Genomic DNA, 25,161 nt, shown 5'->3' with positions numbered 1-25,161 from the left:
GCAAAAGAGGCCATTTACTCTGGCTATATTTGTTGATATTTATCGTAATGCCCCGCCAGCACTCGCTTTCCTGCAAATGTTACAAATCACTACTAATTATGTGCACTTCGTCATAATCCTGACTTCTCACGACTAAAAAGCATTGATAATTCGCGTCGCGAAAAATAACCTAAAGGCGGTAGTTATTTCGAGGGTATTTCTAACTACCCCTGACCATTAGGTCTTTTATATTTTCGCCGTTTAGGCGCTTTAATTCGTCAAAGAGGAATAATCTATGCGTACGTTCAGTGGCAAACGTAGTGCGCTGGCGCTGGCTATTGCCGGTGTGACAGCAATGTCGGGTCTGGTTGTTACACATGAGGCAAAAGCCGCAGGTTTTATCGATGACTCCACGCTCACGGGCGGTATTTATTACTGGCAACGTGAACGTGACCGTAAAGACGTTACTGAAAACAAATATAAAACCAACCTTTCTCACTCTACCTGGAACGCCAACCTCGATTTCCAGTCAGGCTATGCCGCGGATATGTTTGGCCTGGATATTGCCGCCTTTACGGCAATTGAAATGGCGGAAAACGGCGACAGTGCTCACCCGAACGAAATTGCTTTCTCCTCAAGTAACAAAGCGTATAAAGAAGACTGGTCCGGTGATAAAAGCGGTATCAGCTTGTATAAGGCCGCGGCAAAATTCAAATATGGTCCGGTATGGGCGCGTGGAGGCTATATCCAGCCAACCGGTCAGACGCTGTTAGCACCGCACTGGAGCTTTATGCCAGGTACTTATCAGGGTGCGGAAGCCGGTGCCAACTTTGACTATGGCGATGCCGGTGCGTTGAGCTTCTCCTATATGTGGACCAACGAATACAAAGCGCCGTGGCACATTGAGATGGACAAGTTCTATCAGAACGATAAAAAAAACAAAGTAGATTATCTCCACTCGCTGGGCGCGAAGTACGATTTCAAAAACGATCTGGTGCTAGAGGCCGCATTTGGTCAGGCTGAAGGGTATATCGATCAGTATTTTGCGAAAGCGAGCTACAAGTTCGATATCGTTGGGGGGCCGTTAAGCACCAGTTACCAGTTCTACGGCACGCGGGATAAAGCCAGCAATGGCACCGTTAACGATATTTATGATGGTACTGCTTGGCTGCAGGCGCTGACCTTCGGTTACAAAGTGGGTCAGGTTGATTTACGTCTGGAAGGGACATGGGTGAAGGCGGAAGGGCAGCAGGGCTACTTCCTGCAGCGTATGACCCCAACATATGCCTCTTCAAACGGTCGTCTCGATATCTGGTGGGACAACCGTTCTGATTTCAACGCCGACGGCGAAAAAGCGGTCTTCTTCGGCGCGATGTACGACCTGAAAAACTGGAATCTGCCTGGCTGGGCGGTGGGTGCATCTTATGCTTATGCCTGGGACGCGAAGCCTGCCGATATGGCCACACCGGATGCCTACTACGATCCTAACTATCGTCTGAAAGAATCAGCATACAGCCTGGACGCAATCTACACCCTGCAGGATGGCCGCGCGAAGGGGACCATGTTCAAACTGCACTTCACTCAGTACGACAACCATTCCGATATCCCGAGCTACGCGGGCGGTTACGGCAACATCTTTCAGGATGAACGTGACGTGAAATTCATGGTTATCGCCCCATTCACTATCTTCTGATGAACGCTCCGGCGGGCGTGTCCCGCCGGGATGGAGACCAACATGATCAAAAAAATCGTCATCGTATCGTTGCTGGCATCGGGGCTGGTGGCCTGCACTCAACCTCAGGCGCCGAAAGAAGATACGCGGCTGAAAGAGGCGTACAGTGCTTGCATGAATACAGCGGAAGGTTCGCCAGAGAAAATCGAGGCCTGCCAGAGCGTGCTCAATGTGCTGAAGAAAGAGAAGGCGCATGAGCAGTTTGCTACGCAGGAAAATGTTCGCGTGATGGATTATCAGGCCTGTATCCAGGCGCGTAAAACGGGTAACGATCAGGAAGTGACAAAGCGTTGCGATAAGATCTGGCAGGAAATTCGCAGCAGTAACAATTAATTCGCGATTTCTATGCCCGGCAAGCATTCGCTGCCGGGCTTTTTTTTGGCAAAAAAAAGCCAACCTTACGGCTGGCTCAGAGTATGAAAGCGAGCTTATTTTGCGTCATGCGCATGGTCATCTTCGCGGCAATCGCCTTCTGTACAGTGACCATAAAGGTACAGGCTGTGGTTGGTCAGGCGGATACCATGACGAGCAGCGATTTCACGCTGGCGTGATTCAATAGAATCATCGCTAAATTCAATGACCTTGCCGCAGTCGAGGCAGATCAGATGATCGTGGTGGTGCTGTTGGGTCAGTTCGAAAACAGATTTACCGCCTTCAAAATTATGACGGGTAACAATGCCTGCGTCATCAAACTGGTTCAGCACACGATAAACGGTTGCCAGCCCAATTTCTTCACCCATATCGATAAGACGCTTATAAAGGTCTTCCGCACTGACATGGTGATTGTCTGGACCCTGAAGCACTTCAAGGATTTTTAACCGAGGAAGCGTAACTTTCAGGCCAGCCTTCTTTAATGCGGTATTGTTGTCAGTCATGCGGAATCTGTCCTGTTGCTAAACGATTCACTTCTAAAGAAGAAGTGACAGAAAATGCACTTGGGATAATGCGTCTCATTATAGAACTGCCATGCCTAAATGAAAACTGCAAGTCTCAAGCAAAGTATGCTTATAAAAACGTGGTCTCACCGACAAACTTATTCGATGGCTCCCACTTTCTACCTGGGGGATATTGTACAGGTCTGAACGGAAAAGTTAAAAGTTTGTAGCAATTAATTTAATCGGTTTCACCTGGACAACGGGCGCAACCGGAGTTGCGCCGCAGGGTTATCAGGCGTTAAGGATATCGTCCAGGTTCAACTCTTCACGAACCTGCTTAACCCATTTTTCAACACGCTCCGCGGTCAGTTCTGGCTGGCGGTCTTCGTCAATCGCTAGGCCGACAAAGTGATCGTCATCTGCCAGACCTTTAGAGGCTTCAAAGTGGTAGCCTGCCGTTGGCCAGTGGCCGACAATCGCCGCGCCGCGCGGCTCAATGATGTCGCGGATGGTACCCAGCGCGTCACAGAAGTATTCTGCGTAGTCTTCCTGATCGCCACAGCCAAACAGCGCAACCAGCTTTCCGTTAAAGTCTACTTCTTCCAGCGTTGGGAAAAAATCGTCCCAGTCACACTGCGCTTCACCGTAGTACCAGGTCGGAATGCCCAGCAGCAGGATGTCATAACCTTCGAGGTCTTCTTTGCTGCTCTTGGCGATGTCGTGCACATCGGCAACGTCTTTACCGAGCTGTTTTTGAATGTTTTTTGCGATGTTTTCGGTATTGCCGGTATCACTGCCGAAGAAAATGCCGATGATTGCCATGAGTAAAATAACCTCTTGAAACTTAATAGTATGGTGGCACAATTTGTCCACGGATAAGGGCAATAATAGCAGAACAGGCAACCCTGCGGAAACAGCTATCACGCAGGACTGCACTCTGTGCTACATGAAATGGGAAATAAAGGGAATTTTCAGACTTATGCCTTGCCGCGCAACAGTTCAAGTTGGGCGATCAGCATCTCTTCAATCAGCTCGCTGCGGCTGATATTACGCGCGTCAGCCAGTTCATTCAGCGCATCGACGGCGTCAGCATTCAGCTTCAGTTCGACACGCTTAAGCCCACGAGTTTTATCGCGTTTAAGCTGGTTGCGTTTATTAATACGCAGCTGTTCATCGCGCGAAAGCGGATTCGTTTTCGGTCGTCCCGGTCGACGCTCATTCGCGAACAGATCTAGTGTCGTACGGTCCGTTTGTTCTTTGGCCATGATTCTGAGACTTCGGGGGAAACAAGCCGCCCTGCTATTGCCCGGGCGATAAGCGCGCCATCATACATCACCGAAATCGGCACGCCAACGACTGGAAGCCCGCAGCCTTCCAGTCGCTTTCTTTTTAATCAATTTGCCGTATCAGAAAGATAGCGACGGATAGCGCGCAGGACAGCATCTGGTTTTTCCGCGTGAACCCAGTGCCCGGCACCGGCAACCACATGGGCGCGCGCCTGCGGGAACTGCGCAAGCAATGTGTCCCGGTAGGCATCGGTGACGTAAGGTGAATTACCGCCACGAATAAAGAGGGTCGGATGCACCCACGCCGGCACGGTGTCCCAGCCAACGATATTGTTGTATTGATCCCAAAGCACCGGCACGTTAAAACGCCATTGGCCGTCGACGAACGACTTCAGCAGAAACTGCACCACGCCTTCTTCATCAAGATGTTCGCGCATCACTGCAGCAGCCTGCTGGCGGGTGGACACTCCCGCCTCTGTCACCGCATTGATGGCGGCAAAAATTTCATCGTGACGACGCACGTCGTAATCCACGGGCGCCACGTCGATGACGACCAGACCATCGATCCGATCTGGCGCCAGGGCCGTGAGGGCCATAACCGCTTTGCCACCCATTGAATGCCCGATAAGCGTCACTTTCTGGAGATCGTTGGCATCCAGCGTATCCCGCAGATCCTGCGCCAGTGCCGCGTAGGTCATCTCCTCTGAACGCACGGAAAGACCGTGATTTCGCATATCGACCTGCACAATGTCGTGATCGGCAACCAGATCCCGCGCCAGCACGCCCAGGTTATCAAGGCTGCCAAAAAGCCCGTGAACCAGTACGATGGGAGAATTATTGTTCGGCGATTGCGCAGATTGCGCTCGGGTATTCAATTTCATGGCAAAGTTCTTTTTTTACGTATGTCAGGTTAGGGTATCATGTTGACCATTCTGCCGCCCGGCTGCAAGGATCCAGTTTATTCTGACTTTTGCCGCCAACCTGGCTTGACGCTATCCGCTGTTGGGATTTGACCTTATAATCCCAACGACTTGTATTCAGATAAGATATCGCACTGGATTAAGATGAAAACAATCGAAGTTGATGACGAACTCTATCAGTTTATTGCCAGCCAAACGCGGCATATCGGGGAGAGCGCGTCCGACATTTTACGGCGTATGCTTAAAATTTCCGCCGCCTCACAGCCTGTCACTCCTGTCGCTAAAGATGTCGTGTCTCAGCCGAGCGTTGTCGCACCCGTAAAACCTGCTGTGGCGCAGGTCAAAGATAAAGTACGTGCAATGCGCGAACTGCTGCTGTCTGACGAATATGCAGAGCAGAAAAAAGCGGTCAACCGCTTTATGCTGGTGCTGTCTACACTCTATTCACTGGATAACAACGCGTTTGCTGAAGCGACCGAGTCGCTGCACGGTCGTACCCGCGTCTATTTTGCGGGTGATGAGCAGACGCTGATACAAAATGGCAATCAAACCAAACCCAAACATGTCCCGGGTACACCGTACTGGGTGATCACCAATACCAATACGGGCCGCAAGCGCAGCATGGTTGAACACATCATGCAGTCTATGCAGTTCCCGGCGGAATTGATTGAAAAGGTTTGCGGTACAATTTAACCCTTGCATTAGAAGGACCAGGCAATGGCAAATCACAGCCGTGCAGGCCAACCTGCACAACAAAGCGATTTGATTAACGTCGCTCAACTGACCGCGCAGTATTACGTGCTGAAACCGGTCGTGGGCAACGCAGAACACGCAGTGAAGTTTGGTACATCTGGCCACCGCGGCGGCGCGGCGCGCCATAGCTTTAACGAACCGCATATTCTGGCCATTGCCCAGGCCATCGCCGAAGAGCGCGCCAAAAATGGCGTGACGGGTCCGTGCTATGTAGGGAAAGATACCCACGCGCTCTCTGAACCGGCGTTTATTTCCGTGCTGGAAGTGCTGGCAGCTAACGGTGTTGACGTTGTGATTCAGGAAAACAACGGCTTTACGCCAACACCGGCGGTGTCTAACGCGATCCTTGTTCATAACAAAAAGGGTGGCGCGCTGGCCGACGGTATCGTCATTACGCCATCCCACAACCCGCCAGATGATGGTGGTATCAAATACAATCCACCAAACGGCGGTCCGGCAGATACCAACGTCACTAAAGTGGTAGAAGATCGTGCAAACGCGCTGCTGGCGGATGGCCTGAAAGGCGTGAAACGCATGTCGTTTGATGCGGCAATGGCGTCAGGCCACGTGAAAGAAGTGGATCTGGTTCAGCCCTTTATTGAAGGGCTGGCGGATATCGTCGATATGGCTGCAATCCAGAAAGCCGGTTTGAAGCTGGGCGTTGATCCGCTTGGCGGCTCCGGTATCGAATACTGGAAACGCATTGGCGAGCATTACAAGCTGGACCTGACCATCGTGAACGATCACGTCGATCAGACGTTCCGCTTTATGCACCTGGATAAAGACGGCGCAATCCGCATGGACTGCTCCTCTGAGTGCGCAATGGCTGGCCTGCTGGCGCTGCGCGATAAGTTCGACCTGGCGTTTGCCAACGACCCGGATTACGACCGTCACGGTATTGTCACCCCGGCAGGGCTGATGAATCCGAACCATTATCTGGCTGTCGCGATCAACTACCTGTTCCAGCATCGTCCACAGTGGGGCAAAGAGGTTGCTGTAGGTAAAACGCTGGTCTCTTCCGCAATGATTGACCGCGTGGTCGACGCGCTGGGCCGTAAGCTGGTGGAAGTTCCCGTCGGCTTCAAATGGTTCGTTGAGGGTCTGCACGACGGCAGCTTCGGCTTTGGTGGTGAAGAGAGCGCGGGCGCATCTTTCCTGCGCTTTGACGGTACGCCATGGTCTACTGATAAAGACGGCATCATTATGTGTCTGCTGGCAGCGGAAATTACTGCCGTCACCGGTAAGAACCCGCAGGAACACTATAACGAGCTGGCAGCACGTTTTGGCGCGCCAAGCTATAACCGTATTCAGGCCAGTGCGACCTCTGCACAGAAAGCGGCCCTGTCAAAACTCTCCCCGGAGATGGTTAGCGCAAGCACCCTGGCTGGCGACCCGATCACGGCACGCCTGACGGCAGCACCGGGTAACGGTGCGTCTATCGGTGGTCTGAAAGTGATGACCGAAAACGGCTGGTTCGCCGCGCGTCCGTCCGGTACGGAAGATGCGTATAAAATCTATTGCGAAAGCTTCCTCGGCGCTGAGCATCGCCAGCAGATTGAGAAAGAAGCGGTAGAGATTGTCAGTGAAGTGCTGAAAAACGCGTAAGATGAAAAAGGGAGCCAGTAGGCTCCCTTTTTTTTTAACCGTGTTTATTCTTTAATTCAAACCTCGGCGACACCAGCCCGTACAGCGTCCAGCCCATAAAGGTCACCATCGCGCCATAAAGCATGGCTTCCTGACCCGATGAATAGAGCGCGTAGAAGCTATAAATCGCCCCAATCAATGCCACCACGTTTGCCATCTTCGCTTTACGCGGATCAACCTTCGCCACCTTCTGAATAATCACCAGTGCCGCCATCGACAGAATGTAGGGGATGATATTCGTCACCACGGCAAGGTTTACAAGCACGTTGAACTGACTGTTCAGCGACGGGCTAATGGTCATTAGCGACAGACCACTCTGGAAGATAACAATCGCCAGCATGCCCTGCACCGGCGCATCAGCTTTGCTCACGCGAGAAAAAATTTTCGGGAAGTAACCTTCATCAGCCGACGATTTAAACACCTGAGCAATGGTGAACTGCCAGCCGAGGAGGGAACCGCAGCAGGACATGACCATTAAACCCATGATGACTTTCCCCACTTCAGGCGTAAACATCTGCGCAAAGGCCAGCCCGAACGGCGCGGTGGAGTGGGCCAGATCCATGTTGGGCACAATCCCGGCAATCACGTTGGTGGAGACGATATAGATAACGGCTGCCCCCAGCGTTCCGCCAAGTACCGCAATCGGCACGTTCTTTTCCGGGTTTTCAACCACCTCAGCATTTGCGCAGGCGGATTCCAGTCCGAGGAAGGCCCACAGCGTCATGGCGATGGATGACCCCACGGCGGTGAAGAAAGGAACGTGGTGCGGGTTCCAGGAGTTTGCATACAGCGTAGGGCTAAACCAGAACCAGCCGATGATGCAAAGCCCCACGACCGGGATGATCACCCCCCAGACGGTGATGCTGCTCAGCTGGCCGGTAATGCGCGCGCCGCCAAAGTTAGCCACGGTGCAGATCCACAGCACGCCGATGGTTGCCAGCCCAATTTGCACCGGGCTGAGCGTGGCACCGAACAGTTCCGTACCGTAACCCACGGCGGAAATGGCAATCGCCACGTTGGCGATCAGGAGCGACACGCCGTAGGTGTAGTTCGCCATAAAGTTACCCGACTTACCAAACGCGTATTCGGCGTAGCCGCCCATCCCGCCTGACTTGCGGCTAAACATTCCGCACTTGGCAAATGCCCATGCCAGCGCCATTGAACCTACGGCCGTGACCAGCCAGGAAATAATGGAAATAGTGCCGACTTCGGCGAGCTTGGTGGGCAGCATGATAATCCCGGATCCCATCATGTTCACCATGGTGAGGATAGTGAGCTGCACCACGCCCATCTTATTGGACTTACTCATAATTTCTCTCCTTTCAGCAGCGCGGGCTGAGCGGCAGATTGCTTGATGACGTAGCAGCGAACCTGCTTGCGGCCGTCACACTCTTCGACATAGACACCCTGCAATTCCGGTGCGAAGCCCGGTAGCTGATTGATCCCTTCTTCGAGAGCCGCAAAGTAGCGCAGTACGGAACCGCCCCAGACTTCGCCCGGAACAACGCACAGCACGCCCGGTGGGTAAGGGAGGGCACCTTCAGCGGCAATGCGACCTTCTGCATCACGCAAGGAGACCAGTTCGACCTCGCCGCGCAGGTAGGCATAGTTTGCGTCCTGCGGACGCATGACCACGCGCGGGAAATGGGACTTGCGGAACATCTCCTTTTGTAACTGCTTAACGTTGTTACGGGCGTAAAGTTCATGCATTTCCTGGCAAATTTGGCGCAGGGTGTAATCTGCATAACGTTGCGGATACTGCTTACAGATGGAGGGCAACACTGCTTTAAGCGGGGCATCGCTCTGAAGCAGCTTTTCGAAGCGCACAAGCTGCGCGACCAGCTGCTGCAGCTTGCCCATATCTTCCGCAGGCGTGAGCAGGAACAGGATTGAGTTGAGATCGCATTTCTCCGGCACGATGGCGTTTTCGCGCAGGAAGTTGGCAAGAATGGTGGCGGGCACGCCGAAATCATCATACTCACCGGTGGTGGCGTTGATGCCCGGCGTGGTCAGGAGCAGCTTGCACGGGTCGATAAAATATTGATGCTCGGCATAACCTTCGAAGGCATGCCAGTTCTCGCCAGGCACAAAGTGGAAGAAGCGCAGGTCAGTGGCAATATCTGCCGTATCCCAGCTTTGCCACGGACGACCATCAACCTGTTCTGGCACAAATGGGCGAATAAACTGGCAGTTCTCCAGTATCAGCTTGCGGGCTTCAATGCCGGTCACCACACAGTTCATCCACATATTGCGGCCACTTTGTCCCTCGTGCATGCGGGCGTTGATGTCCAGTGCGGCAAACAGCGGGTAAAACGGGCTGGTGGAGGCATGCATCATAAAGGCATTGTTAAGGCGCTTATGCGGTACGTAGCGCGGCTGACCCTTGATGTGGCTGTCTTTCTTATGGATCTGCGAGGTTTGCGAGAAGCCAGCCTGCTGTTTGTGCACCGATTGTGTCACCAGAATGCCCGGATCGTTCTCGTTCAGCTCCAGCAGCAGCGGCGAACAGTCGGCCATCATCGGAATAAACTGCTCGTAGCCCACCCATGCGGAATCAAACAGAATGTAGTCGCACAGATGACCAATCTTATCCACCACCTGGCGAGCGTTATAAATGGTGCCGTCGTAGGTGCCAAGCTGGATTACCGCCAAACGGAACGGGCGCTCATCGCGTGCACGTCCGGGAGCAACGTCGGATACCAATTCGCGCAGGTAGGGCTCGTTAAAACAGTGGGCGTCAATGCCGCCGATAAAGCCGTACGGGTTGCGCGCCGTTTCCAGATAAACCGGCGTTGCCCCCGCCTGTAGAAGCGCGCCGTGATGGTTGGATTTATGGTTATTGCGATCGAAGAGTACTAGATCGCCCGGCGTGAGAAGGGCGTTCAACACCACTTTGTTCGATGATGAGGTCCCGTTCAATACGAAGTATGTTTTGTCGGCATTAAACACTTTTGCCGCATGCTGTTGCGCGATGCACGGTGCCCCTTCATGAATCAGCAGATCGCCCATGGCGACGTCGGCATTGCAGAGGTCCGCGCGGAAAAGCGTTTCGCCAAAGAAATCGACAAACTGGTTACCGGCTGGGTGGCGACGGAAAAATTGCCCGCCCTGATGGCCCGGACAGTCAAACGCGCTGTTACCCTGTTGAACGTAATCGACCAGAGCGCGGAAGAACGGTGGACGCAGTTGGGTTTCGTACTTTTGCGCAGCCGCTTCAAGCTGACGTCCGTAGTAGTCGTTACAGGTCTCCGAACACTCAAAAACGCCGTGGATCCGTGAAAGATATTCTGCCGGTATAATCTCTTCTTTGTGCGTCGCAATAAATACGGGAATGCCAAATCCTGTTGCTTCTATTTCTTCAATGGTGCCACTGTAAATATCGCTCGCGGCTAAAACAATAGCGGCAACATCAATATAATCCGAAGCGCTAACGTCAACGACTTCGCGGTGAGTGGTAAAGCAATCAGGGCAAGCGAGGCTGGCTGCGATTTTTAAACGTTTCATCTTTATCTCTTTATTTTAGGTGAAAAGTGTCCCTCGATTTCTTGTCAGTAAGAAATCGATAACGTTTCCGGAAAAAAGCAAAGTGGGGCCGCTGACGAAAGTCAGTGAATTGCTTTTTAAGGATGTTAATTCAGTCCGCCCGGCTGCGGATGACTCTGAATCAAGAGAAATGAGCGCACGCGTTCACAGGCAGAAGCCTGTAAAATAAGGTTTTTCAGTATTGCCTGTAAGCGAGTACGCCAGAAGTCGAAGGACTACCGGGCATTAAAGAGATGAAAGTCAAAGCAGTTTCGGTGGGCAAACATCATGATATGCGTTGTCCGCCTTATATGGGGCATTAAGCGATTATTGTTTTCCATGTTTCATTTCCTTTCAGTAATTGAAAGCATGGTCATTTTATCCAAGGAAAGGGGATTAACCGTGATGTTGATCACCGTTAACCGATCGATTTAGAAATAAATATTCGCTTTTGATGAATATCGCAGATCAAAATGCTGTTTTGTTGCGTATGTGTTAGTTTGCTGTGTGTATTGTGTTTTAAATGCGCGGAAATACGTTTTGAGAATATTTTACTGTTTATTTTAAACGTATTTATCGAGCGGGAGAAATTTTCTCAGAAATAAACTGAATAGCTATTCAAAGCATAAACCGATAACCGATACCGGTTTCAGTTAATAAATGACGAGGACGCGCGGGGTCAACTTCGAGTTTTTGGCGCAGGTGGCCCATATATATGCGTAAATAGTGACTATGTTCTACAGCGTTTGGCCCCCAAACCTGATTCAACAGCTGGCGTTGGGTAAGGACTTTGCCGTGATTGTTGAGCAGAACGGCAAGCAGACGAAACTCGATCGGAGTGAGGTGGATCTCCTCATCACCACGGGCAATGCGTCGTGCCGCAAGATCGACCCGGATATCGCTAAAGGTATACACCGGATCGGAAGGGGAAGCGGCGCTGTGTCGACGTAAGGCCACGCGAAGTCGGGCCTGTAGCTCGCCAATGCCAAAGGGCTTTATCAGATAGTCGTCCGCACCGGCATCCAGCGCGGCGATTTTATCCGTCTCTTCTGTACGCGCAGACAGCACCAGAATCGGCATTTGGCTCCACTGGCGAACCTCACGAATAAAATCGATTCCGTCTCCATCCGGCAGCCCGAGATCGAGGATCACCAGATCCGGCTTACGCGTGGCGGCTTCAATCAGCCCCCGTTGAAGCGTAGCCGCTTCGTGCACGCGCAGGCCGTCGCCTTCCAGCGCGGCGCGCAGAAATCGACTAATGGCCAGCTCATCTTCAACAATCAGAACGTTAATCACAAATCCTCTGGTAATTCATCAAGTTCTGGCGGGGCTTCCAGTGGAAGTGTAACACAAAAACGTGCACCTCCCTCCGGGCGGTTCTCCGCGGAAAGGGTACCGCCGTGCACGTCGATAATCGCCTGGCAAATTGCCAGACCCAGCCCAACGCCCGGAATAGCGGACTCCTTATTGCCCCGCGCAAATTTTTCGAAAATCGCCTGCTCCTGCCCCTCGGGGATCCCAGGCCCGGTATCCCAGACGTCGAGCCGGAGCTGTCTGTCTTTCACGGTGGCATCCACCCCAATCTGCGCTTTTACGCCCGCATACTTACCGGCATTTTCCAGAAGGTTTATAAGAACGCGTTCAAACAGCGGGCCATCGACGTGGATGAGCGTCAGCGGGTCGGGCATGTTCAGCGTAATATGGCGACCGCCAAGCCCCGGCTCCAGCATTTTCAGCGCGCTGCCCACCACTTCCTCCAGGGTCAGCCACTCTCTTTTCAGGTTGAATCCCCCTGACTGAATGCGCGCCATGTCGAGCAGGTTATTCACCAGCCGCGTGGTATTCAGCACATGCTGGCGGATCTCGCTGGCCTGCATGGCGTGTTTTGAGCCTTCTGCAGCCAAATCCAGAGTCAGAATTTCAGACTGACCAAACAGCACGGTAAGCGGCGTTCTCAGGTCGTGAGAGAGTGCCGCGAGCAGAGAGTTACGGATGCTTTCACGCTCGCTGGCCAGCCGCGCCTGCTCTTCGCTGGCGGTAAGCGCCAGGCGCTCCAGCGCGCTGGCGACCAGCAGGGTGAAAGTTTCCAATAGGCGCTGCTGCTCGGGGATCATCAGCTGGCGCAGGTTTGCTGGCTCAACGATGACCAGCCCTTGATTTTTATCGGCGCTGCGTAAGGGAAGGATCTGGTACGGCACGCCGGGCAGAGTATCTGTCCCCGCGCCTGCAGGCAGACCTTTATCAAAACTCCAGCGGGCGATCGCTTCATCCCAGGGTGTCATGCCCGAGGCCGACGTGAGCGGACGAAGCTTCCCGTGCTCATCCGGAAGCAAAATCAGGTTGCTGGCATGAAACGTTGAACGGATAAACTGCTCGCTGGTCCGCACGATGTCCAGCGGCGTGCGGCCGACGGCAAGCGATTTAGACATTTCATAAAGATGCCGCGTGCGCTGCTCGCGGTAGCGGGCGATACGTGCCTGATAACGCACCCCTGCAGTCAGATTCCCGATCACCAGCCCGACGGTGAGCATCACGCCAAAGGTCAGAATGTACTGCACGTCGGAGACGGCAAGCGTTCCGCGCGGGGCAATAAAGAACAGGTCGAAGCTGATAACGTTGATCACCGTCGCCAGCACCGATGGCCAGCGACCGTAAAAGAGTGCCACCACCACCACGCCGAGCAGATAAATCATCACCAGGTTGGCAGCATCAAAGGCAATCAGCCACTGACTGGCGATGACGGTGATCAGCGTGCAGAGTATGACGGCGACAAGGCAACCCCGGAGCTGAATACGCCATTTGTCACCAAAAGCACGGGCGTCCGGCGTTCGGCTGGGCAGGGGCGTGGGTTTATCATCCAGCGCGACGATCACCAAATCGAGGTCAGGTGCCCGACGGGCCAGCTTGTCGGCAAACGATTCGCGGCTGAACCAGCGTCGATGCTGACGGCGGCCAATAACAATTTTTCCGAGGTTGTGCTCGCGCGCGTAGCGCAGGATGGCTTTGTCTTCCTGGGGATCGGAGAGGGTGGCGGTTTCCGCCCCCAGCTCCTGCGCCAGGCGCAGCGAGCTCAGGATAGCGCGGCGCTGGTTTTCCGGTAGCGCATGAAGCCGGGGCGTTTCGACATACACCGCATGCCAGACGCTGCCAAATTTTGCCGCCAGCCGCGCGGCGGTGCGGATAAGTTTTTCATTGCCGCTGCCGTGACCAACACAGAGCAAAATGGCATCCCGCGTATGCCAGACGCGCTCCTGCCCCTGCAAATCGCGCCAGGCACGCATCTGGTCATCGACCCGATCCGCCGTGCGGCGCAGGGCCAGCTCGCGCAGGGCAATCAGGTTGCCCTTGCGGAAGAAGTGTTCGATGGCGCGCTCGGCCTGGCCTGCAATATAGACTTTCCCTTCATGCAGGCGCTGGCGCAGATCGTCAGGCGGCAGATCGACCAGCACCACTTCATCTGCGGAATCAAAAAACGGATCCGGCACCGTCTCCCGTACCTGAATGCCGGTCACGCCGCTGACCACGTCGTTCAGGCTTTCGAGATGTTGAACATTCACCGTGGTGAAGACGTCGATGCCGGCTTCAAGTAGCTCTTCGACATCCTGCCAGCGTTTTGGGTGGCGCGAGCCTTGCGCATTACTGTGCGCCAGTTCGTCCATCAGGATCAGTGCGGGACGGCGGGCGAGGGCGGCGTCGAGATCGAACTCGGTGACCAGTCGCCCGCGATGGCTAATGCGGCGAGGGGGCTGGGTGGCCAGCCCCGTCAGCAGCGCAGCGGTCTCTTTACGGCCGTGGGTTTCCACCACGCCGATCAGAATATCAAGCCCCTGCGCCCGAAGCCGCTGGGCTTCCGTCAGCATGGCGAAGGTTTTCCCGACGCCCGCGCAGGCGCCGAAAAAGATTTTCAGTTTGCCGCGATGGGCTTCAGCCGCCTGTTCAAGCAGCCTGTCCGGATCCGGGCGCATGGGCTCGTCGGTCATTTAGTTTTTCCTTAGCGCGTCCAGCGCCAGATTCAGCTCAACAATGTTCACTACCGGCATACCTATGAAGCTGACCAATGGCTTTTGCGTGTGCTCTGCGACCAGCTTGCTTACCTGTTCAACCGTCAATTGACGAGCGGCCGCAACGCGCGGTATCTGCCATGCCACCGCGTCCGGGGTCAGGCTGTAGTCCAGCCCGCTGGCCGAGGCGGTGACCAGCTCTACGGGAACATCGCGGCTGGCCTGCGGGTTTGCAGCGCGCAGGGTGGTAATGCGTTCGGCAATGGCTTTATCCAGCTCAGGGTTGCTGCCTGCCAGGTTACTGCCGCCCGACGCCATCGGATTATACGGGCTTTCCGCGGTGGCGGAAGGGCGTCCCTGGAAGTAGCGCGCCTGGGTAAAGTTCTGGCCGATCAGGCGTGAGCCGCGGTGTTCACCGTTCAGGATAACCTGCGAGCCGTTAGCCCGATCCGTAAACCACCACTGGCCCAGCGCGGTGGTCATCAGCGGGTAAAGCCCGCCGGTAATAAGAGACAGCAGAATAAACAGAAGTATAGCGGGACGTAACATCGTCATTTGATTCACCTTTTAAACCAGCCCAAACAGGGTCAACAGCACGTCAATAACCTTGATTCCGATGAAGGGAACCACCAGCCCGCCTAAACCATACACCCACAGGTTGCGGCGCAGCATGGCAGCTGCGGTCAGGGGCTTATAGCTCACGCCCTTCAATGCCAGCGGTATCAGGAAGACAATAATCAGGGCATTAAAAATTACCGCGCTGAGAATGGCTGAGGCCGGAGAGTGAAGGTGCATCACGTTCAGCGCATTTAGCTGCGGGTAGGTGGCAGCAAAGGCCGCTGGAATAATGGCGAAGTACTTCGCCACGTCGTTGGCAATGCTGAAGGTGGTCAGCGAGCCGCGCGTCATCAACATCTGTTTGCCAATGTGCACCACCTCAATCAGCTTGGTTGGGTTAGAGTCGAGATCGACCATGTTGCCCGCCTCTTTTGCCGCCTGGGTACCGGAGTTCATCGCTACCGCTACGTCGGCCTGCGCCAGGGCAGGGGCATCGTTGGTCCCGTCCCCCGTCATCGCCACCAGGCGGCCTTCTGCCTGATACTGACGGATCAGCGCCAGCTTGGCTTCCGGCGTTGCTTCGGAGAGGAAGTCATCCACGCCCGCTTCGGCAGCAATGGCGGCGGCAGTCAGGCGGTTATCCCCGGTGATCATCACCGTTTTGATCCCCATTTTGCGCAGCTGGGCAAAACGTTCCTTGATGCCGCCTTTGACGATATCCTTCAGGGAAATGACGCCCAGCACGTTGGAGCCTTCTGCCACCACCAGCGGAGTCGCACCTTGACGGGCGACGCTTTCCACCAGTGTGTCCACTTCCGGTGGGAAATGGCCGTTGTTGGCTTCAATGTGGCGACGAATCGCATCAACGGAGCCTTTGCGGATCATCCGTTCCTGAATGTTGATCCCGCTCATGCGGGTTTGCGCGGTGAAGGGCACAAAGGTGGCATGGAGGCTCTGCACGTCGCGCTGGCGCAGGTTAAAGCGTTGTTTCGCCAGAATGACGATGCTGCGGCCTTCCGGGGTTTCATCGGCAAGTGACGAGAGCTGGGCGGCATCCGCCAGCGTTTTTTCATCGACGCCAGGGGCGGGCAAGAACTCTGATGCCTGACGGTTACCGAGCGTGATGGTCCCGGTTTTATCCAGCAGCAGAACGTCAACATCGCCCGCCGCCTCAACGGCACGCCCGCTGGTGGCGATAACGTTCGCGCCCAGCATACGGCTCATACCGGCCACGCCGATGGCTGAGAGCAAGCCGCCGATGGTGGTTGGGATCAAGCAGACCAGCAGAGAAACCAGCACGGTGGTGCTGACCGCCGCGCCGCCATAGGCGGAAAAGGGCCACAGAGTAGCGGTTGCCAGCAGGAAGACGATGGTTAACGCGACCAGCAGAATGGTCAGGGCAATTTCGTTAGGCGTTTTGCGACGCTGTGCGCCTTCTACCATGGCGATCATTCGGTCAAGGAAGGTTTCGCCCGGATTGACGCTGCACTGAATCACCAGCCAGTCAGAGAGAATACGCGTCCCGCCCGTTACGGAAGCGAAGTCACCGCCCGATTCGCGGATAACCGGGGCGGACTCCCCGGTGATGGCGCTTTCATCTACGGATGCGCCCCCTTCAATGACCTCTCCGTCGCAGGGGATGATGTCACCGGCTTCGACCAGCACCACATCGCCTTTACGCAGCTCGTCCGCCGGGACGTGATCCAGTTGCGCGCCGTACTTCGGTTCACGTAATTTGCGCGCAAATGAGGTCTTTTTAACCCCTTTCAAGCTGTTGGCCTGGGCTTTACTGCGGCCTTCCGCCAGGGCTTCTGCAAAGTTGGCAAACAGTACGGTAAACCACAGCCACAGGCTGATCGACGCGGTAAACAGCGTATTTCCCGACAGATGACCCGTGCCCATCGCAATTGCCAACGCGGTGGTGAGTAAGCTTCCTATCCAGACGATAAACATCACCGGGTTGTGCCATTGCACGCGCGGGCTCAGCTTTTTCACCGCATCCATGAGGGCCTGGCGAACTAACGACGGTTCGAACAGGGCCATTTGTTTACGACTCATGACAAATTCTCCGCAAAATCAGCGTAAAGAGAGGGTTTCCGCGACCGGGCCTAACGCGAGGGCGGGAATAAAGGTCAGGGCACCGACCAGCAGCACGGTGCCAATCAGCAGGCCGGTAAACAGCGCGCCGTGGGTGGGTAACGTACCGGTGGTGGCAGGTTGTATTTTTTTCGTCACCAGAGAGCCCGCGATTGCCATGACCGGCACAATGACCCCGAAGCGGCCGACGAACATGCAGAAGGCCAACAGGCAGTTCCAGAATGGCGAGTTGGCGCTCAAGCCGGCAAAGGCGCTGCCATTGTTATTCGCGGCTGAAGAGACGGCGTAAAGCACTTCGCTGAAGCCGTGGATCCCCGGGTTGAAAATGCCGCTGCGTCCGGCCTCCGTCATCAGCGCCAGCGCGGTGCCGAGCAGCACGAGGGCAGGGGTCACCAGAATGGCCAATGCGGTAAACTTCATTTCCCGCACGTCAATTTTTTTACCCAGATATTCTGGAGTGCGGCCAATCATCAGGCCCGCGATGAACACCGCTAGCAGCACAAACAGCAGCATGCCGTAGAGGCCCGAGCCGACGCCGCCAAACACCACTTCACCAATTTGCATCAGCCACATCGGGATCATGCCGCCAAGCGCCGTGAAGGAGTCATGCATGGCGTTAACTGCCCCGCACGATGCCGCCGTCGTGACCACCGCATACAGACTGCTCACAAGAATGCCAAAACGGCTCTCTTTGCCTTCCATATTGATGTTGCTGTCAGCGCCCAGCTGCATGAAGTGGCTGTTGCCGCTCCATTCCGCCCACATAACCAGCGCGACGCAGACCACGAAGATTAACGACATCGCCCAAAGCAGCGTGCGGCCCTGGCGTCGATCGTTAACGACATCGCCAAAGGCGAAGCACAGCGCGGTGGGGATCAGGAAGATCGCCAGCATCTGGACGAGGTTGGTGAGCGCCGTAGGGTTTTCAAACGGGTGCGCCGAGTTGGCGTTGAAGAAGCCGCCACCGTTGGTACCGAGCATCTTGATGGCTTCCTGTGAGGCCACCGGCCCCATCGGCAGAAGCTCTTTTGCACCTTCGAGAGAGGTATAAGGGGCGTAAGGAAGCAGGTTTTGCAGGGCACCCTGCTGAATAAAGAACAGGGCAATGAGCAGCGAAATAGGGAGCATAATCCACAGCGTGATGCGTGTAAGATCGACCCAGGCGTTACCCAAGGTGCTGACATTCTGGCGAGCGAAGGCGCGCGTCAGCGCAAAGATCACCGCGATACCTGTGGCAGCAGAAAGGAAGTTCTGCACGGTTAATCCGGCCATCTGGCTGAAATAGCTGAGCGTGGTCTCACCGGCATAGGATTGCCAGTTGGTATTACTGACAAAGCTGACGGCCGTGTTCAGGGCAAGGTGCCATGACAAGCCCGGCAATTGCTGCGGGTTAAACGGTAAACTGCCCTGCAGCATCAGCATGGCGAACAGGGCAATAAGCCCAACGATGTTCAGTAGCAGAATGGCCAGCAGATACTGACGCCAGTTCATCTCACTATCGCGTATTCCCAGCACGCGCCAGATCCCTTTTTCAACGCGACCCGCAACGGGCAACGCCACGTTGTTGATCATGCTTGCCAGCAATGTTCCCAGCGGTCTTGCCAGAATGAACAACACCACTAAAAAACTGGCAATAAGTAAAAATGCCTGAGCAGCCATCAGAATGCCTCCGCATTAATCAGGGCGTAGACCAGATAACCCAATAACAGGAACACCAGCACGATGCCGGCAATCAGACCTGCACTCACAATTCACCTCCGGGTGACATTTGTATTTGTGCTAAAGGTAGGATTTACGGCGCAAAGATTTCGCAAAAATCAGAACGGGGGGTGTAAAAAAAGTATAAAAATGGGAATCCCACAATTTAACTATTGATAAGTAAATCGTTAACTTTTTTGTAACTTAATTACGGCGAGAGTGTAAATATTCACTAAATGGATGAAAATAAGTGGTCGGATGAGTAGTAAAATTACAAACAAAGCGATATTATTTTAGCCAAGTCACAGATTTTGAATTTTCCGGATGACGTTTCCGGCCAACTATAGGGGAGAAAATATGGATCTGTATAAAGAGTATCCGGCTCATATCATTTTCATGCGTCGCGCTTTCGCCGTAGTGGCTGGCGTGCTGGCGCTGCCGGTCATGCTTTTCTGGAAAGACCGCGCACGTTTTTATAGCTATCTGCACCGCGTCTGGGCGAAAACCAGCGAGAAGCCGGTGTGGATGGATCAGGCCGAAAAAGCGACCTGCGATTTTTACTGATACTACGACGACACCAAAATCATTCGAGCTGTATGAAGGCCGCCTCTGGCGGCCTTTTTTATTTTATCCCGTCTACACTTCATGGCAAAGTAGTTCATTGCGTGCACCCTTTTCTCTTTAGTGACATGCCCTTACGGACATAATGGATAATTGCCTGGAGTTTTATGCCCACCCATCTGGTTTGGTTTCGCGCCGATTTACGCGTACATGACAATATCGCCCTCGCGGCGGCCTGCCGCGATAAGCACGCCCGCGTGCTGGCGCTGTTTATCGCTACCCCCGGTCAGTGGCTGCAGCATGATATGGCCCCCCGACAAGCGGCATATCTGCGCTCGCATCTGAATCACCTTCAGCACGCGCTTGCCGAAAAAGGCATTCCGCTGATTTATAAAGAGGTGAGTGACTTTGCTGCACAGCAGGACGCGGTAATGGAAATCTGTCAGCAGCACGACGTTACGCATCTTTTTTACAACTATCAGTACGAGTTCAACGAGCAGCAGCGCGATCGTCAGCTGGAAAACAGGGCAGAAGAGGTGGTGTGTCAGGGGTTTGATGACAGCGTGATGCTACCCCCCGGCAGCGTGATGACCGGCAATCATGAGATGTATAAAGTCTTTACGCCGTTCAAAAATGCGTTCATCAAGCGTCTGAAAGAAGGATTACCCGAGTGCGTTGCTGCGCCAGCCGCCAGAGGTGAAGCCTTAACAGATTTGCCTGAACGCTCATTTAACTACCCGCAAGCAGCCTTTAACGACGCCCATTTCCCGGCATCGGAAAAAGAAGCCATCGCGCAACTGCGGCACTTTTGTAAACTGGGGGCGGCAGATTACGAAGCGCGTCGGGATTTCCCCGCCGTTGAAGGCACCAGCCGTCTGTCAGCCTGTTTAGCCTTGGGCGTGCTCTCACCGCGCCAGTGTTTACACCGCCTGCTGGCGGAACAGCCGCGTGCGCTTGACGGTGGGCCGGGCTCAGTGTGGCTCAATGAACTTATCTGGCGCGAGTTTTACCGCCATCTGATGACGTATCATCCTGCTTTATGTAAACATCGGCCATTCATCCGCTGGACGGATAACGTCAAATGGCAGCACAACGATGACCACCTTCAGGCCTGGCAGAAGGGGGCAACGGGCTACCCGATTGTTGATGCTGCCATGCGCCAGCTCAATGAAACGGGATGGATGCATAACCGTCTGCGGATGATTACCGCCAGCTTCCTGGTAAAAGATCTGCTTATCGACTGGCGCCTCGGGGAGCGGTATTTTATTTCTCAGCTGATCGATGGCGATCTGGCCGCGAACAATGGCGGCTGGCAGTGGGCAGCGTCCACCGGAACCGATGCGGCGCCCTATTTCCGGATTTTTAACCCCACAACGCAGGGGCAAAAATTTGATGCTGACGGTGAGTTTATCCGCCACTGGCTGCCCGCGCTTAAGGACGTTCCCGCTAACGCGATCCACGACCCGTGGGCGTGGGCGGATAAACAGGGCATAAGGCTCGATTATCCCCGTCCCGTCGTTGACCATAAACAGGCGCGAGTCGCCACGCTGGCGGCGTACGAAGCCGCTCGCAACGCTTAAGAGAGTGATGATGAAAAACACAGAACTGGAAAGCCTGATTAACGAGAAACTCAACACCGCCTCTTTCAGCGACTACGGGCCTAACGGTCTGCAGGTTGAAGGACGCGAAACGGTGCAGAAAATTATCACCGGCGTGACGGCAAGCCAGGCGCTGCTGGATGAGGCCGTGCGTCAGGAGGCAGATGCCATCATTGTTCATCATGGCTATTTCTGGAAAAACGAATCCCCCCTTATTCGCGGCATGAAGCGTAACCGACTGAAAACGCTGCTGGCCAATGACGTCAACCTGTACGGCTATCACCTGCCGCTGGATGCCCATCCGGCGCTGGGTAACAACGTACAGCTGGCGCAGCTGTTGGGCATTACCGTCATGGGGGAAATTGAGCCGCTGGTGCCGTGGGGTGAGTTGGCTATGCCGGTGCCGGGGCTGGAACTGGCGTCCTGGATTGAAGCGCGTCTGGGGCGTCGTCCGCTGTGGAGCGGCGATACCGGCCCGGATACGGTCAAACGTGTTGCTTGGTGCACCGGCGGCGGCCAGGGCTTCATTGATAGCGCAGCCCGTTTTGGTGTTGATGCCTTCATTACCGGAGAGGTATCCGAGCAAACTATCCATTCAGCCCGTGAACAGGGTCTGCATTTTTACGCGGCCGGTCACCATGCTACCGAGCGCGGCGGCATTCGTGCCCTCAGCGAATGGCTGACGGAAAATACCGATCTGGATGTGACCTTTATTGATATCCCTAATCCGGCCTGATGAGAGGTGCCTGAGTGCAGCGAGCGCGTTGTTATCTTCTGGGTGAAACGGCAGTGGTTCTGGAGCTGGAACCCCCCGTCACCCTTGCCACGCAAAAGCGTATCTGGCGTCTGACGCAGCGACTGGCCGACGTGCCTGAGGTCGTTGAAGCCATTCCGGGTATGAATAACATCACCGTTGTGCTGCGTAACCCGCATACGCTGGCGCTGGATGCCATCGAGCGTTTACAGCGCTGGTGGGAGGAGAGTGAAGCGCTGGAGCCGGAATCCCGGGCGATTGAGATCCCGGTGGTCTATGGCGGCACGGCGGGGCCCGATCTCGCCGTTGTGGCTGAACACTGTGGGCTGACCGAGAAGCAGGTGGTTGAATTCCATGCCTCCGTTGACTACGTCGTCTGGTTTTTAGGGTTTCAGCCGGGCTTTCCGTATCTGGGGGGATTATCCCCCAGGCTGCATACCCCGCGTCGCGCAGAACCCCGCCTGAGCGTGCCGGCAGGAACGGTGGCGATCGGTGGCGAACAGACCGGCATTTACCCGCTGACCTCCCCGGGCGGTTGGCAGCTTATCGGGCACACGTCCACACCGCTATTTGAGCCGGGTCAGGATATCCCTATTCTTCTTCGTCCTGGCGATACCCTTCGGTTTATCCCGCAGAAGGAGGGGGTATGTTAACGCTGATACGCGCCGGGCTTTACACCTCGGTTCAGGATGCCGGTCGCTTTGGCATGCGCCAATCGGGTGTGAGTTACTGCGGTGCCCTTGACCGTCCCTCGCTGGAGATTGCCAACGTGCTGGTGGGTAACCCCGGCAGCACGGCCGCGCTGGAGATAACGCTGGGGCAATGCGTGATTGAGTTTGGTCAGGAGACCTGGTTTGCCTTAACCGGGGCAGGGTGCGATGCAACGCTTGACGGCAAAGCGGTATGGACCGGCTGGCGTTTACGGGCGAAAGCCGGACAGCGTCTGACGCTCAAGCGGCCGCTGCACGGGGTTCGCAGTTACCTTGCGGTAGCGGGCGGCATTGATGTCCCGGCGGTGCTGGGCTCATCCAGTACCGATCAGAAAGCAGGCATTGGCGGGCATGAAGGCCGCCTGTTGCGCGACGGTGACCGTCTGGCGATTAAGCCATCTGCGCGCCATTTCTCGACAGCGCAGGGCGTAAAGCAGCTGTTATGGGGAAACCAAATTCGCGCCCTGCCGGGGCCGGAATATCAGGAGTTCGATGAGGTTTCTCAGGAGACGTTTTGGCGCTCGCCGTGGAAGATCAGCCCGCAAAGTAACCGTATGGGCTATCGTCTGCAGGGGCAGCCGCTGACCCGCACCACCGATCGGGAATTACTTTCCCACGGCTTATTGCCCGGCGTTATCCAGGTGCCCGGCAACGGGCAGCCCATCGTGCTGATGAACGATGCTCAGACAACGGGCGGTTATCCGCGGATTGCCTGCATCATTGAAGCCGATCGCTACCATCTGGCGCAAATTCCTCTCGGACAGCCAATTCACTTTGTGCAGTGTACGCTGGAGGAGGCAATGAAAGCCCGACAGGATCAGCAGCGTTATCTGGATCAGCTGACGTGGAGGCTGGATGGTAAAGATTGATCTTAACGCCGATCTGGGCGAGGGCGGCAGCGCAGATGCCGAACTGATGACGCTGGTTTCATCAGCCAATATCGCCTGCGGTTACCATGCGGGCGATGCGCACACCATGCTGGCGAGCGTGCGTAGTGCGATCAAAAATGGCGTCGCTATAGGGGCGCATCCCAGCTTTCCCGACAGGGAAAACTTCGGACGTACGGCCATGAAATTACCGCCTGAGACGGTGTATGCCCAGATGCTTTACCAGATTGGCGCACTTGAGGCGATCGTTCGCGCTCAGAGAGGCATTCTGCGCCACGTTAAACCGCACGGCATGCTTTACAACCAGGCGGCAAAAGACCCTCTTCTGGCAGATGCTATTGCGCGAGCGGTGCGGGACTGCAATCCGCAGCTTGTCCTGGTGGGCCTGGCGGGCAGCGAACTCATTCGCACCGGGCAGCGTTTGGGGTTAAGCACGCGTCACGAGGTCTTTGCTGACCGGGGCTATCAGCCTGACGGCAGCCTGGTGCCGCGCACCCAGCCCGGCGCGCTCATTAGCGATGAAGACAAAGCCCTGAGCCAGACGCTGGACATGGTGCGCAAGGGGGCCGTTATAGCGATTGACGGTACCTCTGCTAAGGTTCAGGCCGATACGGTTTGTTTACACGGTGATGGCGAGCATGCGCTGCAGTTTGCGCGCCGCCTGCGGGCGGCGTTTGCTGAACAGGGGATCCTCGTCAGCGCCTGAATATCACGATAAGGACAAAAAGATGCCAGAAGGTCCGGAGATCCGCCGCGCGGCGGATAGCCTGGAGGCGGCGATTAAGGGCAAACCTCTGACGGAAGTCTGGTTTGCTTTTCCTCAACTGAAGCCGTTTGAATCGCAGTTGGTCGGGCAGACGGTGACCCATATCGACACGCGCGGAAAGGCGTTGCTGACGCACTTTTCCCATAACCTGACGTTATACAGCCATAACCAGCTTTATGGCGTGTGGCGGGTTGTTAACGCCGATGAACAGCCGCAAACGACCCGCGTGCTGCGCGTCAGGCTGCAAACGGCGGATAAAGCCATCCTGCTTTACAGCGCGTCGGATATCGAACTGTTAACGCCGGAGCAACTGCTTACTCACCCATTCCTGCAGCGTGTAGGGCCTGACGTGCTGGATATGCGCCTGACGGCGAGCGATGTTAAAGCCCGGCTGTTATCACCTAAATTCCGCAACCGTCAGTTTTCTGGACTGTTTCTCGATCAGGCGTTTCTTGCGGGTCTTGGTAACTACCTTCGGGTGGAAATTCTGTGGGACGTCGGGCTGGCAGCGCAGCGCAAAGCGTCGCAGCTGAGCGATGAACAGCTGGAGGCCTTATCCCACGCGCTGCTGGATATTCCACGGCTGTCGTACAACACGCGCGGCGTGGTGAATGACAATAAGCACCACGGGGCACTGTTCCGGTTCAAGGTGTTTCATCGCGACGGGAAAAAGTGCGAGCGGTGTGGCGGGATTATCGACAGGATAATGCTCTCTTCGAGACCTTTTTACTGGTGTCCGCACTGCCAGAAATAAAAGTAAAACGGTAACCCAAGGGTTACCGTTTTCGTGTTTTTCAGGGGGAGGGCATTAGACCGTACC

24 protein-coding genes are annotated in these 25,161 nt (G+C 55.2%); 11 read left to right on the top strand and 13 right to left on the bottom strand.

What is annotated here, in order from left to right:
* Positions 1 to 274: 274 nt before the first annotated feature.
* Positions 275 to 1,672: a chitoporin gene (gene chiP, locus V5P19_RS22030; protein ID WP_334407528.1), complete on the top strand. Its 1,398-nt coding sequence runs from the start codon at positions 275 to 277 to the stop codon at positions 1,670 to 1,672.
* 45 nt (positions 1,673 to 1,717) lie between these two features.
* The gene (gene chiQ, locus V5P19_RS22025; protein ID WP_334407550.1) at positions 1,718 to 2,044 is read left to right on the top strand and encodes a ChiQ/YbfN family lipoprotein; all 327 of its coding nucleotides are present in this window, start codon (positions 1,718 to 1,720) and stop codon (positions 2,042 to 2,044) included.
* Between the two features lie 95 nt (positions 2,045 to 2,139).
* On the opposite strand, the gene fur is transcribed toward chiQ, so the two are convergent.
* The 4 genes from fur to ybfF form a co-directional block, all read right to left on the bottom strand.
* On the bottom strand, positions 2,140 to 2,586 hold the full coding sequence (gene fur / locus V5P19_RS22020; RefSeq protein ID WP_334407526.1) for a ferric iron uptake transcriptional regulator: 447 nt from the start codon (positions 2,584 to 2,586) through the stop codon (positions 2,140 to 2,142).
* 291 nt (positions 2,587 to 2,877) lie between these two features.
* Positions 2,878 to 3,408, bottom strand: coding sequence for a flavodoxin FldA (gene fldA / locus V5P19_RS22015; protein WP_003858653.1), 531 nt, complete (start codon positions 3,406 to 3,408; stop codon positions 2,878 to 2,880).
* 155 nt (positions 3,409 to 3,563) lie between these two features.
* A complete protein-coding gene (gene ybfE, locus V5P19_RS22010) occupies positions 3,564 to 3,851 on the bottom strand; it encodes a LexA regulated protein (RefSeq protein ID WP_334407524.1) in 288 nt (95 codons plus the stop codon).
* Between the two features lie 128 nt (positions 3,852 to 3,979).
* Positions 3,980 to 4,753, bottom strand: coding sequence for an esterase (ybfF, locus tag V5P19_RS22005; protein WP_334407521.1), 774 nt, complete (start codon positions 4,751 to 4,753; stop codon positions 3,980 to 3,982).
* Positions 4,754 to 4,936: 183 nt separating this feature from the next.
* Between ybfF and seqA the strand changes: the two genes are divergently transcribed.
* Both seqA and pgm read left to right on the top strand, forming a co-directional pair.
* Entirely contained in the window at positions 4,937 to 5,485 is a 549-nt protein-coding gene (gene seqA / locus V5P19_RS22000; protein WP_334407519.1) for a replication initiation negative regulator SeqA, read from the top strand.
* A 24-nt stretch (positions 5,486 to 5,509) separates the two neighbouring features.
* Entirely contained in the window at positions 5,510 to 7,150 is a 1,641-nt protein-coding gene (pgm, locus tag V5P19_RS21995) for a phosphoglucomutase (alpha-D-glucose-1,6-bisphosphate-dependent) (protein WP_334407516.1), read from the top strand.
* Positions 7,151 to 7,184: 34 nt separating this feature from the next.
* On the opposite strand, the gene potE is transcribed toward pgm, so the two are convergent.
* The 9 genes from potE to kdpF form a co-directional block, all read right to left on the bottom strand.
* Positions 7,185 to 8,498: a putrescine-ornithine antiporter gene (potE, locus tag V5P19_RS21990; protein ID WP_334407514.1), complete on the bottom strand. Its 1,314-nt coding sequence runs from the start codon at positions 8,496 to 8,498 to the stop codon at positions 7,185 to 7,187.
* Complete coding sequence (speF, locus tag V5P19_RS21985) at positions 8,495 to 10,693, bottom strand: ornithine decarboxylase SpeF (RefSeq protein WP_334407511.1); 2,199 nt, start codon at positions 10,691 to 10,693, stop codon at positions 8,495 to 8,497. The genes potE and speF overlap by 4 nt, the downstream gene beginning before the upstream one ends.
* Positions 10,694 to 10,947: 254 nt before the next feature.
* Positions 10,948 to 11,052 carry a leader peptide SpeFL gene (gene speFL, locus V5P19_RS21980; RefSeq protein ID WP_003858645.1) on the bottom strand — a complete coding sequence of 35 codons (105 nt, stop codon included), beginning with the start codon at positions 11,050 to 11,052 and terminating at the stop codon, positions 10,948 to 10,950.
* A 277-nt stretch (positions 11,053 to 11,329) separates the two neighbouring features.
* Positions 11,330 to 12,007 carry a two-component system response regulator KdpE gene (kdpE, locus tag V5P19_RS21975; RefSeq protein ID WP_334407509.1) on the bottom strand — a complete coding sequence of 226 codons (678 nt, stop codon included), beginning with the start codon at positions 12,005 to 12,007 and terminating at the stop codon, positions 11,330 to 11,332.
* Positions 12,004 to 14,691: a two-component system sensor histidine kinase KdpD gene (gene kdpD / locus V5P19_RS21970; protein WP_334407507.1), complete on the bottom strand. Its 2,688-nt coding sequence runs from the start codon at positions 14,689 to 14,691 to the stop codon at positions 12,004 to 12,006. The genes kdpE and kdpD overlap by 4 nt, the downstream gene beginning before the upstream one ends.
* Positions 14,692 to 15,267, bottom strand: a complete 576-nt coding sequence (kdpC, locus tag V5P19_RS21965) for a potassium-transporting ATPase subunit KdpC (protein ID WP_334407505.1) — start codon at positions 15,265 to 15,267, stop codon at positions 14,692 to 14,694. It abuts the gene before it with no gap.
* Positions 15,268 to 15,279: 12 nt separating this feature from the next.
* The gene (kdpB, locus tag V5P19_RS21960) at positions 15,280 to 17,328 is read right to left on the bottom strand and encodes a potassium-transporting ATPase subunit KdpB (RefSeq protein WP_334407503.1); all 2,049 of its coding nucleotides are present in this window, start codon (positions 17,326 to 17,328) and stop codon (positions 15,280 to 15,282) included.
* 18 nt (positions 17,329 to 17,346) lie between these two features.
* The gene (kdpA, locus tag V5P19_RS21955; RefSeq protein ID WP_334407501.1) at positions 17,347 to 19,026 is read right to left on the bottom strand and encodes a potassium-transporting ATPase subunit KdpA; all 1,680 of its coding nucleotides are present in this window, start codon (positions 19,024 to 19,026) and stop codon (positions 17,347 to 17,349) included.
* The gene (gene kdpF / locus V5P19_RS21950; protein ID WP_014069365.1) at positions 19,026 to 19,115 is read right to left on the bottom strand and encodes a K(+)-transporting ATPase subunit F; all 90 of its coding nucleotides are present in this window, start codon (positions 19,113 to 19,115) and stop codon (positions 19,026 to 19,028) included. The genes kdpA and kdpF overlap by 1 nt, the downstream gene beginning before the upstream one ends.
* 307 nt (positions 19,116 to 19,422) lie before the next feature.
* Between kdpF and V5P19_RS21945 the strand changes: the two genes are divergently transcribed.
* The 7 genes from V5P19_RS21945 to nei all read left to right on the top strand — a co-directional run bounded on the left by V5P19_RS21945 (position 19,423) and on the right by nei (position 25,095).
* The gene (locus V5P19_RS21945; RefSeq protein WP_334407499.1) at positions 19,423 to 19,629 is read left to right on the top strand and encodes a YbfA family protein; all 207 of its coding nucleotides are present in this window, start codon (positions 19,423 to 19,425) and stop codon (positions 19,627 to 19,629) included.
* Positions 19,630 to 19,793: 164 nt separating this feature from the next.
* Positions 19,794 to 21,206 carry a deoxyribodipyrimidine photo-lyase gene (gene phrB / locus V5P19_RS21940; RefSeq protein WP_334407497.1) on the top strand — a complete coding sequence of 471 codons (1,413 nt, stop codon included), beginning with the start codon at positions 19,794 to 19,796 and terminating at the stop codon, positions 21,204 to 21,206.
* Between the two features lie 10 nt (positions 21,207 to 21,216).
* A complete protein-coding gene (locus V5P19_RS21935; protein WP_334407548.1) occupies positions 21,217 to 21,960 on the top strand; it encodes a type 2 GTP cyclohydrolase I in 744 nt (247 codons plus the stop codon).
* 14 nt (positions 21,961 to 21,974) lie between these two features.
* Positions 21,975 to 22,631, top strand: a complete 657-nt coding sequence (gene pxpB / locus V5P19_RS21930; protein ID WP_334407495.1) for a 5-oxoprolinase subunit PxpB — start codon at positions 21,975 to 21,977, stop codon at positions 22,629 to 22,631.
* Positions 22,625 to 23,557: a 5-oxoprolinase subunit PxpC gene (gene pxpC, locus V5P19_RS21925; protein WP_334407493.1), complete on the top strand. Its 933-nt coding sequence runs from the start codon at positions 22,625 to 22,627 to the stop codon at positions 23,555 to 23,557. Before pxpB ends, pxpC begins: the two co-directional genes overlap by 7 nt.
* Positions 23,544 to 24,281 (top strand): 5-oxoprolinase subunit PxpA, encoded by a 738-nt coding sequence (gene pxpA / locus V5P19_RS21920; protein WP_334407491.1) that lies wholly within the window; start codon positions 23,544 to 23,546, stop codon positions 24,279 to 24,281. The genes pxpC and pxpA overlap by 14 nt, the downstream gene beginning before the upstream one ends.
* A 22-nt stretch (positions 24,282 to 24,303) precedes the next feature.
* The gene (gene nei, locus V5P19_RS21915) at positions 24,304 to 25,095 is read left to right on the top strand and encodes an endonuclease VIII (protein WP_334407489.1); all 792 of its coding nucleotides are present in this window, start codon (positions 24,304 to 24,306) and stop codon (positions 25,093 to 25,095) included.
* Positions 25,096 to 25,161: the final 66 nt, after the last annotated feature.

It is taken from the genome of Enterobacter sp. UNJFSC 003 (assembly GCF_036903355.1).
GTDB lineage: Bacteria > Pseudomonadota > Gammaproteobacteria > Enterobacterales > Enterobacteriaceae > Enterobacter.
The sequence above is the reverse complement of the archived record's forward strand: the minus strand, read 5'-3'. Positions and strand labels throughout refer to the sequence as shown.

What these genes read in the sequence shown, in the direction of transcription:
- chiP (WP_334407528.1), top strand. Translation starts at nt 275, where the DNA reads ATGCGTACGTTCAGTGGCAAACGTAGTGCGCTGGCGCTGGCTATTGCC.
- fur (WP_334407526.1), bottom strand. Translation starts at nt 2,586, where the DNA reads ATGACTGACAACAATACCGCATTAAAGAAGGCTGGCCTGAAAGTTACG.
- fldA (WP_003858653.1), bottom strand. Translation starts at nt 3,408, where the DNA reads ATGGCAATCATCGGCATTTTCTTCGGCAGTGATACCGGCAATACCGAA.
- ybfE (WP_334407524.1), bottom strand. Translation starts at nt 3,851, where the DNA reads ATGGCCAAAGAACAAACGGACCGTACGACACTAGATCTGTTCGCGAAT.
- ybfF (WP_334407521.1), bottom strand. Translation starts at nt 4,753, where the DNA reads ATGAAATTGAATACCCGAGCGCAATCTGCGCAATCGCCGAACAATAAT.
- seqA (WP_334407519.1), top strand. Translation starts at nt 4,937, where the DNA reads ATGAAAACAATCGAAGTTGATGACGAACTCTATCAGTTTATTGCCAGC.
- pgm (WP_334407516.1), top strand. Translation starts at nt 5,510, where the DNA reads ATGGCAAATCACAGCCGTGCAGGCCAACCTGCACAACAAAGCGATTTG.
- potE (WP_334407514.1), bottom strand. Translation starts at nt 8,498, where the DNA reads ATGAGTAAGTCCAATAAGATGGGCGTGGTGCAGCTCACTATCCTCACC.
- speF (WP_334407511.1), bottom strand. Translation starts at nt 10,693, where the DNA reads ATGAAACGTTTAAAAATCGCAGCCAGCCTCGCTTGCCCTGATTGCTTT.
- speFL (WP_003858645.1), bottom strand. Translation starts at nt 11,052, where the DNA reads ATGGAAAACAATAATCGCTTAATGCCCCATATAAGGCGGACAACGCAT.
- kdpD (WP_334407507.1), bottom strand. Translation starts at nt 14,691, where the DNA reads ATGACCGACGAGCCCATGCGCCCGGATCCGGACAGGCTGCTTGAACAG.
- kdpC (WP_334407505.1), bottom strand. Translation starts at nt 15,267, where the DNA reads ATGACGATGTTACGTCCCGCTATACTTCTGTTTATTCTGCTGTCTCTT.
- kdpB (WP_334407503.1), bottom strand. Translation starts at nt 17,328, where the DNA reads ATGAGTCGTAAACAAATGGCCCTGTTCGAACCGTCGTTAGTTCGCCAG.
- kdpA (WP_334407501.1), bottom strand. Translation starts at nt 19,026, where the DNA reads ATGGCTGCTCAGGCATTTTTACTTATTGCCAGTTTTTTAGTGGTGTTG.
- V5P19_RS21945 (WP_334407499.1), top strand. Translation starts at nt 19,423, where the DNA reads ATGGATCTGTATAAAGAGTATCCGGCTCATATCATTTTCATGCGTCGC.
- phrB (WP_334407497.1), top strand. Translation starts at nt 19,794, where the DNA reads ATGCCCACCCATCTGGTTTGGTTTCGCGCCGATTTACGCGTACATGAC.
- V5P19_RS21935 (WP_334407548.1), top strand. Translation starts at nt 21,217, where the DNA reads ATGAAAAACACAGAACTGGAAAGCCTGATTAACGAGAAACTCAACACC.
- pxpC (WP_334407493.1), top strand. Translation starts at nt 22,625, where the DNA reads ATGTTAACGCTGATACGCGCCGGGCTTTACACCTCGGTTCAGGATGCC.
- pxpA (WP_334407491.1), top strand. Translation starts at nt 23,544, where the DNA reads ATGGTAAAGATTGATCTTAACGCCGATCTGGGCGAGGGCGGCAGCGCA.
- nei (WP_334407489.1), top strand. Translation starts at nt 24,304, where the DNA reads ATGCCAGAAGGTCCGGAGATCCGCCGCGCGGCGGATAGCCTGGAGGCG.